Source organism: Bacteroidota bacterium (assembly GCA_016713765.1).
Taxonomy (GTDB): Bacteria; Bacteroidota; Bacteroidia; order AKYH767-A; family 2013-40CM-41-45; genus Pollutiaquabacter; species Pollutiaquabacter aromativorans.
The window spans coordinates 2631091-2645120 of record JADJON010000001.1; the positions used below are offsets into that span (position 1 = coordinate 2631091).

12 protein-coding genes and 3 tRNA genes are annotated in these 14030 nt (G+C 52.9%); 4 read left to right on the plus strand and 11 right to left on the minus strand.

What is annotated here, in order from left to right; genetic code table 11:
- Positions 1-5 precede the first annotated feature (5 nt).
- The 9 genes from IPJ96_10300 to IPJ96_10340 form a co-directional block, all read right to left on the minus strand.
- Entirely contained in the window at positions 6-1061 is a 1056-nt protein-coding gene (locus tag IPJ96_10300; GenBank protein ID MBK7910742.1) for a glycosyl transferase, read from the minus strand.
- A gap of 11 nt (positions 1062-1072) precedes the next feature.
- Positions 1073-1909, minus strand: coding sequence for a methyltransferase, TIGR04325 family (locus tag IPJ96_10305; GenBank protein ID MBK7910743.1), 837 nt, complete (start codon positions 1907-1909; stop codon positions 1073-1075).
- 2 nt (positions 1910-1911) lie between these two features.
- Positions 1912-2823, minus strand: coding sequence for a glycosyltransferase (locus IPJ96_10310; protein ID MBK7910744.1), 912 nt, complete (start codon positions 2821-2823; stop codon positions 1912-1914).
- A complete protein-coding gene (locus IPJ96_10315; protein MBK7910745.1) occupies positions 2816-3526 on the minus strand; it encodes a hypothetical protein in 711 nt (236 codons plus the stop codon). The genes IPJ96_10310 and IPJ96_10315 overlap by 8 nt, the downstream gene beginning before the upstream one ends.
- A gap of 2 nt (positions 3527-3528) precedes the next feature.
- Complete coding sequence (locus tag IPJ96_10320; protein MBK7910746.1) at positions 3529-4791, minus strand: ABC transporter ATP-binding protein; 1263 nt, start codon at positions 4789-4791, stop codon at positions 3529-3531.
- A gap of 3 nt (positions 4792-4794) precedes the next feature.
- Positions 4795-5625, minus strand: coding sequence for an ABC transporter permease (locus tag IPJ96_10325; GenBank protein ID MBK7910747.1), 831 nt, complete (start codon positions 5623-5625; stop codon positions 4795-4797).
- Between the two features lie 78 nt (positions 5626-5703).
- Positions 5704-7272 carry a ribonuclease Y gene (gene rny / locus IPJ96_10330; protein MBK7910748.1) on the minus strand — a complete coding sequence of 523 codons (1569 nt, stop codon included), beginning with the start codon at positions 7270-7272 and terminating at the stop codon, positions 5704-5706.
- A gap of 358 nt (positions 7273-7630) precedes the next feature.
- Complete coding sequence (locus IPJ96_10335) at positions 7631-7942, minus strand: cell division protein ZapA (GenBank protein ID MBK7910749.1); 312 nt, start codon at positions 7940-7942, stop codon at positions 7631-7633.
- An 11-nt stretch (positions 7943-7953) separates the two neighbouring features.
- Positions 7954-8262, minus strand: coding sequence for a hypothetical protein (locus IPJ96_10340; GenBank protein MBK7910750.1), 309 nt, complete (start codon positions 8260-8262; stop codon positions 7954-7956).
- 193 nt (positions 8263-8455) lie between these two features.
- On the opposite strand from IPJ96_10340, the gene IPJ96_10345 reads away from it, so the two are divergent.
- The 4 genes from IPJ96_10345 to IPJ96_10360 all read left to right on the plus strand — a co-directional run bounded on the left by IPJ96_10345 (position 8456) and on the right by IPJ96_10360 (position 11498).
- Positions 8456-10183, plus strand: a complete 1728-nt coding sequence (locus tag IPJ96_10345; GenBank protein ID MBK7910751.1) for a M23 family metallopeptidase — start codon at positions 8456-8458, stop codon at positions 10181-10183.
- 64 nt (positions 10184-10247) lie between these two features.
- Positions 10248-10336 (plus strand) — tRNA-Ser (locus IPJ96_10350).
- Positions 10337-10468: 132 nt separating this feature from the next.
- Positions 10469-10543, plus strand: a tRNA-Pro gene (locus tag IPJ96_10355).
- 881 nt (positions 10544-11424) lie between these two features.
- Positions 11425-11498 (plus strand) — tRNA-Arg (locus IPJ96_10360).
- 57 nt (positions 11499-11555) lie between these two features.
- Here IPJ96_10360 and IPJ96_10365 read toward each other — a convergent pair.
- Both IPJ96_10365 and IPJ96_10370 read right to left on the minus strand, forming a co-directional pair.
- The gene (locus IPJ96_10365; protein MBK7910752.1) at positions 11556-12947 is read right to left on the minus strand and encodes a c-type cytochrome; all 1392 of its coding nucleotides are present in this window, start codon (positions 12945-12947) and stop codon (positions 11556-11558) included.
- The gene (locus tag IPJ96_10370) at positions 12944-14023 is read right to left on the minus strand and encodes a peptidase M75 (protein MBK7910753.1); all 1080 of its coding nucleotides are present in this window, start codon (positions 14021-14023) and stop codon (positions 12944-12946) included. The genes IPJ96_10365 and IPJ96_10370 overlap by 4 nt, the downstream gene beginning before the upstream one ends.
- Positions 14024-14030: the final 7 nt, after the last annotated feature.

Genomic DNA, 14030 nt, shown 5'->3' on the forward strand with positions numbered 1-14030 from the left:
CGGGGTCAACGGATAAACTGACGGCTATGATAGACATGTTGATGCCTTTTCCTCCACCTGATTAGTTTTCCGTCGATATTACGAATAGAGCGACGAAGGTCGTTAAAATAATACAAAAAGAGTATCCACGGGCTCAACGGGGGCTTTGGAGACCGGCCACTCACTCCGAAGGGATCCCAGGACGGATGGAGGCTTTTAACCTGATTACCCAACGACAACAAACGACCGACATAAGGCGCATAGAGGTGACGAACAACCGATCCATCGATTTCATACAGCTCGCCGGCAAGCATGACCAATCCTGCCTCGTAAAAACGCAGTCCGTGGTAATGGTAAAACACCAGTGGAACCGGGGACGAGCCTGTCGCATGGGTAACCATTAAAACACCGTCCTGGATGGAGACATCATACTGCTGAACATTCCAGGGAGCGACACCTCCACCCGGATGCTGTAATACATGCACACCTTCGTAGCGCTCCTGCCAGGAGTCCAGATACTTTTGATCACCGAACTTTCCATCCTCCACACGGGCATAACACCACTTGATGCAATCATTTCTCCAATCACGCAAGACTTGCATGCCGCGCGTATCGTTCCGGAAGGCCATGAACTGAACGCAATAACGACCGCTCACGGCGGATTGGTCGTATTCGGGAGTATACCGGTGCTCGGTGATCATGACGGATGCATGCTGCCATTCCGAAAACAACGAAGCAGGATCGGAATAGAATTCCATGTCAGCATCCAGATAAGTACAATGATCCAATCCGAACCGCTCGATCGAATAAAGTATTGTCGAGGCCGTGCAGGTCCAGCAATATTCCGTTGCGGTACGTGAGCCTTTGATGGATAACAATTGCTCATCTTCAAACTCCCGAAGTGAAATGACCGTCAGATTCGGAAGTCCGCTGTTCTTCAGATACTCATAACAGTTGTCGTCGAACGCGAAAACGAATAAATGATAAGACCGGCAGACGCTACTCAACGATGCGTGGAGCGCCAGCCCACGTGACAGATAGGCGGTATTGAATAAGGTGCAGAAGTTCCAATGAGCCGACATCGCTTTGCAAATTAACGCTTTCGTTCAAAGAAGAAGGACTTCCACTCCACTTCCGCGCCATCCTCCTGGATACGCAGGGATGAAAAGGGCGACACTGAATCGCTCCGCAATTGATAATCCGATTTGAACGCATTTTTAAGATCAGTCTCCCGGAAAAGCCATGCGGGATAACTGGCCGGATAAACTGTTTCCGGCACATACTGAACGGTCAGACGCGTCGGCCGACCTCGTATACAGGCTGTCCGGTCGATCAGGATGAAACGAAAACGGTAGACTTGTGCTTCCCGGATGAATTCCCAGGGGTCTGGCAGATAGGACAGAACGCTTCCGAGCAATAATACGCGGTTAACCTCCCCTCCCGGAATCTCCGAAAGGGAATGTGTGAACGACAACTCACCCGGAGGCGTAATGGACTTACCGCGCTCCACAAAATGCGGTTGTTCCACCACGACCCAGCGGAGTTCTTTTACGCCGTTCAGCAAAGGCCGATATTGATAGTATAAGCTGCCCAGTGAACCACCAAAATCAATCAGCTCGATAGTCCCTCCGGATTCAGCAACCATCGCCTGCAAAGCAGCCAGCACCGCCGGATCAAAGGCACGCTCAGGAAATGTGACTGCATCCCGTTCAAAAGCTGCCCTACCTTCCTGCACTGCACGAGTGGCTGCGGTGACCCGCTCCAGGATCATGGCGTTCTCGTAGCCTTGTGAATCAGCTTCGGCACTGGCCCATGAAGGATAGTCGCCCCTCCATTCGGATTTGGGCCAAAGACCTTGCTTCCACCGCCGGTGGCGATACCAGCGCATGACGAATGCCGGCAAGAGGTCTCGGATCCTGGAGCGTAACATGCTTAGATCATTCGTCGAAGTCTGCGAACAACACGTTTCCAAAAGGGATCCGGCTGATTTAACGCCCGGAAATAATCCTGCAGCCGTTCTACTACGAACGGGTCTTCCACAGATTCCTTCCGTTCAACCGCTATGGCAGACTCAGCCAGTGGCACCTGCCAGCGATCAGATCGACCACTGTGAGTACCGGAACCATCGATACCGAGGTTCTGCACCAGCGATCGGCCAGGGTAAAGCGACAACTTTCCCAAGAGAAAAGCTGAAGCATACCACCGGATCGCCCAGGAATCGTTCTTCCCATTTACCTGATCGGTCAGCATTTCCGTGTAGGGATAGGAACCATCAAAGTCGAAAGCGGCAGATAGCTGGCGTGACTGTAGTTCGGACAACAAGGCATTTCCATCCGAACGAAACAGATCCCAGCCTCTTTTCCAGGTAGCCCAGCCCCAACAATCGGCGCCGCGGAGAAAAAACGTCTCCGGTAAAGTCGCCTTGATCGGATAGATGTAACCGCTGATACTGATTACACGATGATCATCCGCATATACGTCCAGTGCCCTGTTCATGAATTGCAAAAAAAATGGAGAGCACTCCAGGTCGTCCTCCAGGACAATCACCCGTCCAAATCGGGCCACGGCATCACTTACCCCTTCCATCACCGATCCTGCCAAGCCCATGTTTCGCTCGGATTCGTGAATTTCCACCGACTTGCACCACGCACGTTCCCGCAGGAGTTGGCGAACGGAATCCATACGAGCCAATCGATCCGGCGAGGCTCCTGCCGGTGCACCATCCATCCGTAATATCAAATGCGAAGAAGCCGACTCCGGGTTTCTGGTGATACTCTCCAACACGCGTCGAAGGTGATCCGGACGATCAAAGCAGAAAATCAGGATGGGTGCCAGATCAGACATCAACTTTCTGCCAAATAGCAGTTCGTGTAAAGTCCGGTGTGAACGGACATGGGCCTTGCCGGTCCAGCACGAGCCGGAAACTCATTTTCGAAATTTCGCGTGCGGCGGGGTGATAAGTAGCTCGTTCGAAATTATCCAGGATCAGATATCCGCCTCGCTTCAACTTCGAAACCGCATGCAACAGGCAGGATGGACGCGCCCTGCCGTCAACAAGGATCCAATCAAATCGCTCCGCTGGGAAAGCATCGATCGAAGAGGCGTAGTTTCTGAAATTCATTCCCCGATAATTCGAATCGCTGCTATGATAATGTTCCGGTAACGATGGATCGGGATGTTTCACAAGGTCTCCGGCTTCTGGAGGATTTGCCAAGGCCGTCCATCGCTTTCCCAATGTCGGATCGATCGATGATTTCAACTTGTCAAACCAGACCGTATCATGCTCCGCGGTAACGACCGAAGCAACACGATCGAGAAAAAACAAGGTCGATCCGCCTCCGCCGAACTCGAAAACGTGATGTTCCGGTTTGATCCTGGATTCCAACAACTCAATGGCTCGAAAGGAAAGCCACGGGAGCCGCGATTCCATGGAGGAGCCACCCTGTGAATTGATCCACTGCTTATAAAAACGAAGGTCATCCGCACCAGCACCCTGCTGGCGGTAGCGGCTGATCTGCCGTAGATAAAGTCGGAGTGAATAAAGCACGATCAGTGTAGTTTGAAACGGTGTCCTACATAGAAATTTCCCTGCCCGTCCGGCAATAATTTCCCGGACCCGAAAAAATCACCCGGCTCAACCGGAATCGTGCCGGCATTTCCGATCCAGTCGGCCACTTCGTTGTTCACTGTCGCGTACAAGGTTATGGCATATTGGCCATGCCGAAAGGGCACTTTGTCCATCAGGATGTCGATGACCGGTTCGTTGACGGAACTTTCAGAAAAGTAGTTTCCCGTCAGTTCATTGTTGAGGTTCGTGATCCGTTGTCCGATCTCGTCGTCGATACCGACCGCGATGTGGAGGTTGCGGATCACCGAAACAGCTGGCGACTTCTTCAAACGCAGCCGGATCGATCCCGCCTTACCGGATTGCAAGGCACTGGCAGGCTGGCCGTGTTCATCACAGAGTTCGATCGAATCGAATCTGACAGCGCCGCTTCCGGTCCGGTCCTTTCGATCGGCCAGTTGGATGGAATGCAGATCAGCGGTCGAGCGGAGATATGTCGCGATCACCCGATCCTTCTCTCCCATCTCTACCAATTGTCCGTTTCGCAAATAGATCGCCGTATCACAGAGGTTCTGGATCGCGGCCATGTTGTGGCTCACAAACAGGATGGTCCTCCCCGACTGCGCTACATCCCGCATTTTCCCAAGACACTTTTTTTGAAACTCCGCATCTCCTACCGCTAACACTTCATCGACCAGGAGGATCTCCGGCTCGAGATGCGCAGCAACAGCAAATGCCAGCCGGACATACATACCCGAAGAATAACGTTTCACAGGCGTATCCAGAAAGCGTTCCACTTCCGAGAAGGCGACGATCTCGTCGAACTTCCGGGAGATCTCCGCTTTCGTCATGCCCAGTATGGAACCGTTCAGGAAGATGTTCTCACGGCCTGTCAGTTCAGGATGAAAGCCGGTCCCTACTTCCAGCAAACTCGCCACACGGCCTTTGATGAACAAGCGGCCTTCGGATGGTTCGGTGATGCGGCTGATGATCTTTAACAAGGTCGACTTTCCTGCTCCGTTGCGACCGATGATGCCGACCCGTTGCCCTTGCAGAATATCGAAACTCACATCGTTCAGCGCATGAAAATCTTCCGTGATGATTTGCTCGTTCCGCCCCAGTAGCGCCTTACCGGCCTGTCGGGCTTTACGAGCTAATACATCCCGCAATGCGGTATAGGGTTCCCGAACCTGGTGGCGCAGGACATACCGTTTGGTAAGGTGCTCAGCTCGAATGGCGACAGACATGGTTTAGACTACGTCGGCGAAGGATCGCTCCATCCGGCGGAAATAAAACAAGCCGAAAACGAAGAGCAGGATGGTAAGGGCTATGGAGATTGCAAAACTGGTGGGTTCCAGCCGGAAACTCCCTCCCAGCAGACACCAGCGAAATCCGTCGATTACTCCCACCATCGGATTCAAGGCGTACAGCCAGCGCCAATCGGCGGGAATGACGTTGCTGCTAAAACCGACCGGCGACACATACAAGCCGAACTGAACAATGAACGGTACGATGTATCGGAAGTCACGGTACTTGACATTCAAGGCGGCGATAAAAAATCCTGCGCCCATGGTAACCAGGATGGCCATGAGTAGAAAAGCTGGCAACCAGACGACCTGCCAGCCCGGCACAAACCGGTACCACACCATGAGTCCCAGCAAGATCAGCAGGGAAATGAAAAAGTCCACGAGCGCCACCACCACTGCACTGGCCGGAATGATCAGGCGGGGGAAATAGACTTTCGTCAACATGGGAGCATTGGCAATCAACGACTGACTCGATTCCGTAAAAGCGTTGGCGAAGAATTGCCAGGGTAACATGGCCGCGCACACCAACAAGATGTACGGAACGCCTTCATTCGGTAGTTGCGCCAGCCTTCCGAATACGATCGTGAAGACGATCATGGTCAACAAGGGCCGGATCACGCTCCAGGCGATACCGATGACTGTTTGCTTGTAACGGACCAGGATATCACGCCAGGAAAGGAAATAGAAAAGGCCCCGATACTGCCACAGGTCGCGCCAGTAGTTTCCAGCACTGCGCCTCGGTTCGAGGATCAGGTCGAATGGTTCCTGGTTCATGGGGAGAGCGGCGGCGTAAAATGAAACTGGTAACCTCCGCGCCCGAAGGGTCGAGGGTTACCAGTCAAAGTTATCGTATTACTTGGCGTAATTAACCGAACGGGTCTCCCGGATGACGGTTACTTTGACCTGGCCGGGATAGGTCATTTCGTTCTGGATGCGATTAGCGATATCGAACGACAAAACCTCCGATTGCTTATCGCTGAGCTTCTCGCTTTGGACAATAACGCGGAGTTCGCGACCGGCCTGGATGGCGAAGGTCTTCTCTACTCCGGGGTACGACAAGGCAAGCGCCTCCATCTCTTTCAGGCGTTTGATGTAGGATTCCACCACCTCGCGTCGCGCACCCGGACGGGAACCGGAAATGGCGTCACACACCTGGACGATCGGCGAGATCAGGCTGTTCATTTCGATTTCATCGTGGTGAGCACCGATGGCGTTGCAAACCTCCGGGTTCTCCTTGTATTTCTCGGCGAGTTTCATGCCGAGGATCGCGTGTGGCAATTCCGGTTCGTCGTCCGGAACTTTGCCGATATCGTGCAAGAGGCCGGCACGCTTGGCCAGCTTGGCGTTCAATCCGAGTTCCGCCGCCATGGTTGCGCACAAGTTGGCGACTTCGCGGCTGTGCTGGAGCAGGTTCTGACCATAGGAAGAACGGTACTTCATGCGGCCCACCATCCGGATCAGTTCCGGGGCAAGTCCGTGAATACCGAGATCGATGGTGGTTCGCTTACCAACTTCCACGATCTCTTCTTCCAGTTGACGTTTTACCTTGGCGACGACTTCCTCGATACGCGCGGGGTGAATCCGGCCATCGGAAACCAGTTGGTGAAGCGCTAGGCGGGCGATCTCCCGGCGTACGGGGTCGAAACAAGAGAGAATGATCGTCTCCGGCGTATCGTCGACGATGATCTCCACACCGGTAGCTGCCTCCAGGGCCCGGATGTTCCGGCCTTCCCGGCCGATGACACGGCCTTTCACTTCGTCGTTCTCAATCGGAAATACCGTAACGGCATTCTCCACGGCGTGTTCGGTTGCAACGCGCTGAATGGTTTGAATGACGATCCGCTTTGCTTCTTTATTCGCGGTAAGTTTGGCCTCTTCCATGATGTCCTTGATGGACGACATGGCTTCCGTCTTGGCCTCCGCCTTCAGGGCTTCGACAAGTTGGCTTTTGGCCTGATCAACACTCAGTCCACTGATCTTTTCCAGTTGTTCGACCTGGCGCTGGTGCAACTTGGCCAGTTCTTCTTTTTTACCCTCAAGGATCTGCAACTGGTTCTTCAGATTGGCCTGGAGCGTATCGTACTCCTGTTGCTTCTTCTGGGTCTGCTCGACCTTTTGGGCCAACTGCGACTCCTTTTGTTTGATGCGATTCTCAGCCGCAGCGATGTTTTTATCCTTTTCGCCGATGGATTTTTCGTGTTCGGCTTTAAGTTGAATGAATCGTTCCTTGGCCTCGAGAATCTTGTTCTTCTTGATGACTTCCGCTTCCAGTTCGGCTTCCTTGATGATCGACTGGGCCTTTGATTCGGCGGCGGTCTCCTTCGACTTCATGGTCCTGGCCATGACATATCGTGAAACCAGAAACCCGATGATCATGGCTACCAGTCCTTCGGCAATCAGAATGATGATTTGGCTATCCATATAGGTGCTTACTTATGTTGAGGCGGCTTATGCCGCTGGTTGACAATTCCACCGGTTACCCGATGGTCAATAAAAAACCCGCATCTGTCCCGGAACTCATAGAAAACCCCGCGATACAGGGTTGGAACCTCCTGGTTTCTCTGGTTTCTGCTGTCCCGGAGGATTCCCGCGAAGCGGGAGTGCAGCCTGCCATACTAACCACTGAGTTGGGCTCCAATGGTATTGAAGTGTTGAGTTTTTATAAGTGAATCGGAACTGATGCGGGATATTATCCCGACTCGGTGCAAGGGACGATCCGGCGAATCACTTCGACAGGACGACCGGTTCACACCGATTCGACTTCAAAGAACGATACCCTTTATTGGGATGGCGCTTCTTTGGACAGATATTCGTCCACCAAAAGCGTCAAATACTCAATCCGGTCGCCAACTTCGTCTTTTCCTGACGAGGCCGAGGCTGTATGATGACCCATTGATTCATTCGCAAACTGCAATGCGCACATGGCCAGCAGGTCCTGCTTATCCTTCACGGCGTAGAGTTCTTCGAACTCTTTCATCCGCTTATTGATCAGCTCGGCAGCCTGGGTCACGCGCTCGTGCTCCTCCCGGGTGATCCGGAGTGGATAGGTGCGATTACCAATGGAAACTTTGACCGACAGTAATTCTCCCATGGAGGGTTGATTCACTTATGCTGTTGGACATCGATCAGGGTAAGATTGCGGTCAATCTCGCCGATGATGTCACCGATCTTGCGTTTAATACCCGCCACCCGCTGACGTGCCGCTTGTTGCTCAACGTCCTGCAGGTTCCGGTACCCTTCTTCCACACGCCTGCTTTTTGCCCGCTCTTCGTCCAACTCCAACTGCAACCGTCGATTCTCGGACAGCAGTTCCTGACATTGTGCACGAAGGGTATCGTGCAAATGTATGAATTTATGGATGCGGTTCTCGAGCTCGCCGACCTGGTGCTGAACGTCGTTCGGTTGGGTCATGACAAACGTTTCTTGGAAGATAAGCCCCGAAAGTACGGATTCCTCCTGAATTATCACATAAATTATGAACAGCGATTGTTCAGAAAATCAGCCAGATGAGGATGCTCAGGCAAAGTAAAGAAATGGGGCAGCAAGGCGTGATTTCATCTCATTTCCATCCCATCGAACGTCAGGAATTCCCGTTCTTTGTTTCATGTTCCGACGCTTCATTTCGGCCACCCTGCTCTTCTTGAGCGCCTCTACCTGCACGTACGGCCAGACCGATTACCCGAAAAATTACTTCTCTCCGCCCCTCGACAGCGACCTGGTGGTCGTTGGAACATTTGGAGAGATCCGGCCCGATCACTTTCATACCGGCATCGATCTCGGAACCGGTGAAATGGAAGGATGGCCGGTCAAAGCTTCCGCCGATGGTTGGATCTCCAGGATCAAAGTGGATAGCCGCGGCTTTGGTAAAGCCCTGTATATCACCCACCCGAACGGTTTTGTGACCGTTTACGGGCATCTAAAATCATTCGAAGAGCCGGTCGCCTCCCTGGTTCGAAAACAACAGGACAAGAACGAAGTCTACGAAGTCGAACTCTTCCCAAAGAAGAATGAATTGAAGGTAAAGAAAGGCCAGATCATTGCCCTCTCGGGAAATACAGGGAATACCTCCGGCCCCCATCTTCACTTTGAGATCCGCGACGAGGTGACCGAACAACCCATCAACCCCCTGCTATTCGGCTGGAATGTGCCTGACAACATCGCGCCGGTCCTCAAGAATCTTCGGATCTTCCCGGTACGTGAAGCGGGCATGCTCGACAAATGCGATACCGCCATCACCTATGAAATCCTTCCGACGGAAGGATTGTACATCCTCAATACGGCCGACTTCATCCAGGCATCCGGCAGCATCGCATTCGGTTTCGAAACCGTTGACCAGATCGATGGTTCTGCCGCGACCCTGGGGATCTACACAGCCGAGTTCTACGTAGACGGACAACTCGCCTATCAGTGGCGGATGGACCGGCTCGACTTTGACGAGCAACGGTACGTGAACGCGCACATCGACTATCTCTCCAAAGTTCGCGATGGTTATACCATCGAACGCTGCCATCGCCTGCCCGGGAACCACTTTTCGCTCATTTACAGCGACACCAACGCGACCGGTTACAGCATCTTTGGTGACGATGCCGCTCACGATCTGAAATTCATTGCACGCGACTTCGCCGGTAACGCCTCGCAGATCGAGTTCCAGGTAATCGCCTATTCTACCCTATTCAACAATCCTTACCTGCCTCGCCCGGAGGGCTCCGTCCTGGTTTCCAATCAGAAAGGGATCGCCGTTCACAAGGCCAATCTGGACGTGACGATTCCGAACGGTGCGGTTTTCGATAACTTCTTCTATACGGACCATGAAAGCAAGAACGAGACCCTCATCTCCTCCCAGTTTCGTATCGGGAACGATCAGGTCGCATTGGGGTTACCGATCACCGTTGCCATAAAACCCAATGTGTCTGTAGCCGACTCGCTTAAAAGCAAGGCGGTCGTCGTGCGCATGGACGACGACAAACGTCCGCTGGCACTTGCGAGCTACTGGGAAAACGATTTTGTGACCGCCCGGACCAAAAAGTTCGGGAATTATGGTGTGATGCTGGACACGGTTCCTCCGGTTGTTTCCAAAGAATATGTTCCAGCCGACCTGAACACATCCCGTGGTCTCATCGTCCAGTACAAGATGAAAGATGCGTTATCCGGAATCAAATCCTACCGCGGGATGATCGACGGCAAATGGCATTTGTTCGAGTATGATGCCAAGAATGATCTCCTGATCGCGGACATCGCCCACCTTACTCAAAACAGGGAACATCCGGTAGAAATAACCGCCACCGATCAGGTCGGAAACACGACCATCTGGAAATCAGCCTTCTGGTATTGATACAAGGCACGAAAAAAATTGGCAAAAAAAGGGCTATTGCTTATTTTTGCCGTCCCTTTAAGGGGGTGAGGTGCCTGAGAGGCCGAAAGGAGCAGTTTGCTAAACTGTCGTACGTGTTAAAGCGTACCGTGGGTTCGAATCCCACCCTCACCGCAAGACAAGTTCCGGGTTTCGGGTTTCGGGTTTCGAGTTGTTCGGGGAAAGTATCCTTCTTCCCATTTCGATTCACCCTTCGGTTGAACGGCAACTCCAACTCCTTGACTTGAAACCCGGAATAGTTTAGTTCGGGGCGTAGCGTAGTCCGGTCATCGCGCCTGGTTTGGGACCAGGAGGTCGCAGGTTCGAATCCTGCCGCCCCGACTTCTTCCCAAAGGGAACAATTTGGTTCCGTAGCTCAACTGGATAGCTACCTGTTCCCGTAGCTCATCTGGATAGCTAATTGGTCCCGTAGCTCAACTGGATAGAGCATCCCGGTTCTACCGGGACGGTTGAGGCAGTAAACAAAACACAGAAAATTAATTGGTCCCGTAGCTCAACTGGATAGAGCATCCCGGTTCTACCGGGACGGTTGAGGCAGTAAACAAAACACAGAAAATTAATTGGTCCCGTAGCTCAACTGGATAGAGCATCCCGGTTCTACCGGGACGGTTGAGGCAGTAAACAAAACACAGAAAATTAATTGGTCCCGTAGCTCAACTGGATAGAGCATCCCGGTTCTACCGGGACGGTTGAGGCAGTAAACAAAACACAGAAAATTAATTGGTCCCGTAGCTCAACTGGATAGAGCATCCCGGTTCTACCGGGACGGTTGAGGTAGTAAACAAAACACAGAAAATTAATTGGTCCCGTAGCTCAACTGGATAGAGCATCCCGGTTCTACCGGGACGGTTGAGGTAGTAAACAAAACACAGAAAATTAATTGGTCCCGTAGCTCAACTGGATAGAGCATCCCGGTTCTACCGGGACGGTTGAGGTAGTAAACAAAACACAGAAAATTAATTGGTCCCGTAGCTCAACTGGATAGAGCATCCCGGTTCTACCGGGACGGTTGAGGTAGTAAACAAAACACAGAAAATTAATTGGTCCCGTAGCTCAACTGGATAGAGCATCCCGGTTCTACCGGGACGGTTGAGGTAGTAAACAAAACACAGAAAATTAATTGGTCCCGTAGCTCAACTGGATAGAGCATCCCGGTTCTACCGGGACGGTTGAGGTAGTAAACAAAACACAGAAAATTAATTGGTCCCGTAGCTCAACTGGATAGAGCAGCTGCCTTCTAAGCAGCCGGTTGGGCGTTCGAGTCGCCCCGGGATCACGAATCTTCGATCGTTTTTTCCAGTCTAATTACCAGTTACCAGTTACTAGTTCCGAATCACAGACTTTTCAAAAAAGCCAGCAACGCTTCCCGATCTTCCTTGCCAAGGTTTCGAACGAAATCCACCGATCGGCTTGCTTCACCTCCGTGCCAGAGGATGGCTTCCATCAGGCTTCGTGCCCTGCCGTCATGGAGGAAGTTATTATGTCCGTTCACAACCTGCGTGAGACCGATGCCCCATAAGGGTGGGGTTCTCCACTCGCTACCGGATGCAGAATAAGTCGGCCGGTCGTCGCTCAGACCCGGCCCCATATCGTGCAACAGCAAATCCGTGTAAGGATGGATCTTTTGTCCGGAAGCTTCCGGGAAATACATATCCGTTCGCGTAGTGAAACTGGTGCGATGACAGCCGCTGCAATTAGCCGCGTTGAATAATTCCTTCCCACGACGAACCACCGGATCCGTCACATTCCTGCGCGCCGGCACGGCCAGTGTTTTTACATAGAACACCACCGAATTGAAAATGCTGTCCGGTACTTCCGGCTCATCGCTTCGTCCGTCGAATTGAGGCTGGCCATAGCTGCTTTCAACCGGGAACACCTTGTTCGTAATCCCCATGTCTTCGTTGTATGCACCGGCTACCTGTTGTTCCAGGTTGGGCGCCTCCGCTTTCCAACCGAAGCGGCCGATCGTTTGTTGCCTGGTTACCGCGTCAAAGACCCGGTTGGCATGGCCCGAGATTCCATCACCATCAAGATCCGACTCGTCTTCAAGCGCCAGCAATTCACTACCGGCAATTTGTTCCAGCAGTCCCAGGCCGTGGACCGGAGGTGCGACTCTTGGCGATAACATGAACCCTGCCGGCAAGCCGGTATAGGGCGATACCAGTGTCCAGACCGGTCTGCGCAATTGTACGGTGTCTCCGTCGGCAAACACGAAAGGCGTTTCCTCCCACATGACTTGCACACCGGCCTCCGCCGCTACGCCGAAGATCGCTTTGTCCTGTAACTGCCCGCCAAAACCCGGCGCAGCCAAGGGACCGCCGTGCGGATCCCTGCCCGGCACACTGGTGCGGAACAACATGCTGGTCATCGGCTCCGATTGCTGGATCGGCTTTCCACGACCGTCGTTGATGTGGCAGTTGAAACAGGAATTACTGTTGTAGATGGTACCCAATCCCTGAAACAAAGGAGCTGGCGCAGCGACAAAAGTTGCTTCGAAGTGCTGGTCGCCCAGTTCGTGGAACTCTTCGCGCCATCCGGAAAGCGTGGGAAAGGCCTGTGAAAATGCTCCCACCCCTTCGGTGAAGACTGTTTGGGCGCCTCCGCTCAAACGCTCATCGAACGCTTCCTCCTCCCAGGGCTCGGCTTTCCGACAACTTACGAGAACGGCAACGAAGCCGAATACCAGGAGCGCCCCGAATAAGTTCCGCCTGTCAACGCTACTCATCGAACGATGTTCTGTTGCAAGTACGGTAACAACTGGTCCTCCAGCGTGGTCTTGAGGGTATTGATCTGATCAATGGCCAACTGAACCTGGGTCGGTTGGGAAATGATCGCTTCACCGAACGGAACCGTGATCGCATTCAAAGATGCGATCGCCTGGTCGATCTGGGCCGTGATCGTATTGTGCAGCGACAGGTTGTTCGCCTGCAGATAATCCTGCAACCCTTTGCCGTCGGCGTTGAAATCACCACGGTAGACATTTCGAACACCGATCATGTTATTGGTGAAATCGATCAGGCTGTTGTTGCTGTATGGAGATTCTTCCAGACTGGGATCCTGAGCCAGGAACGGTTCCGCGATCTTCCCGTTGGCGACTTCGTCGCAGATTCCGGTGATGCCGTTCACCAATTCCTCGAATGCGGCACGTCGGGAAGCATAGACCGTACTGCCGCTTCCCGCACTGGAAAAGACCTCACCGTAATTACCCGATTGAGAAGCGTCCCAACTGGAACGCAGGGCTGTGCCTTTGTCTTTCAGGTCGGCTGTCAAAGCGACCAGGAATTCCAACTCACGCGTAGTGAACTGACCTGCCTGCTTATCGCCATTGGTACCCCACAACAGATACTCGGCCGGATGATAGCCTTTCAATTCATCGCCCAATGCATGAATGTTGGCCGGAGTGAAATCCAGCGTAGAGGATAACAATGAATCGAGGGAAAGGTAATCGACCGGCCAGGTATCGGTTGAAGGATCAATATTCTCGGTAGAGACAGGTCCGAAAAGAAAAGCTTCGCTCTTTTCCCAGGCGGCCCGTGCTGCCCGCCAGGCGGATCGTGCGGCTGTCAGATTCGTTGCATCCGTGGTCTGCTGCAACGCCAGCGCGTCGGTATGCAGTTGGTCGAGCAATTGCTCCAACTCGTTGTAATTCGCACGAGCGACATGACTGGAAAAATCCGACAGGATGGCGGACTCCAATTGTTCGTTCGTCATCCCGGAGTCTCCGGGTGTTGTATCATCGCTTTTCTTGCAGGAGCCCAGCAGGCCCAGCAAAACGATAGCAGGGAGGAAATATCGTTTCACGGTTTGG

Excerpts from the sequence above, each read along its gene's own strand:
- IPJ96_10300 (MBK7910742.1), bottom strand. The coding sequence starts at position 1,061 with ATGTCGGCTCATTGGAACTTCTGCACCTTATTCAATACCGCCTATCTG.
- IPJ96_10305 (MBK7910743.1), bottom strand. The coding sequence starts at position 1,909 with ATGTTACGCTCCAGGATCCGAGACCTCTTGCCGGCATTCGTCATGCGC.
- IPJ96_10310 (MBK7910744.1), bottom strand. The coding sequence starts at position 2,823 with ATGTCTGATCTGGCACCCATCCTGATTTTCTGCTTTGATCGTCCGGAT.
- IPJ96_10320 (MBK7910746.1), bottom strand. The coding sequence starts at position 4,791 with ATGTCTGTCGCCATTCGAGCTGAGCACCTTACCAAACGGTATGTCCTG.
- IPJ96_10325 (MBK7910747.1), bottom strand. The coding sequence starts at position 5,625 with ATGAACCAGGAACCATTCGACCTGATCCTCGAACCGAGGCGCAGTGCT.
- rny (MBK7910748.1), bottom strand. The coding sequence starts at position 7,272 with ATGGATAGCCAAATCATCATTCTGATTGCCGAAGGACTGGTAGCCATG.
- IPJ96_10335 (MBK7910749.1), bottom strand. The coding sequence starts at position 7,942 with ATGGGAGAATTACTGTCGGTCAAAGTTTCCATTGGTAATCGCACCTAT.
- IPJ96_10340 (MBK7910750.1), bottom strand. The coding sequence starts at position 8,262 with ATGACCCAACCGAACGACGTTCAGCACCAGGTCGGCGAGCTCGAGAAC.
- IPJ96_10345 (MBK7910751.1), top strand. The coding sequence starts at position 8,456 with ATGTTCCGACGCTTCATTTCGGCCACCCTGCTCTTCTTGAGCGCCTCT.
- IPJ96_10365 (MBK7910752.1), bottom strand. The coding sequence starts at position 12,947 with ATGAGTAGCGTTGACAGGCGGAACTTATTCGGGGCGCTCCTGGTATTC.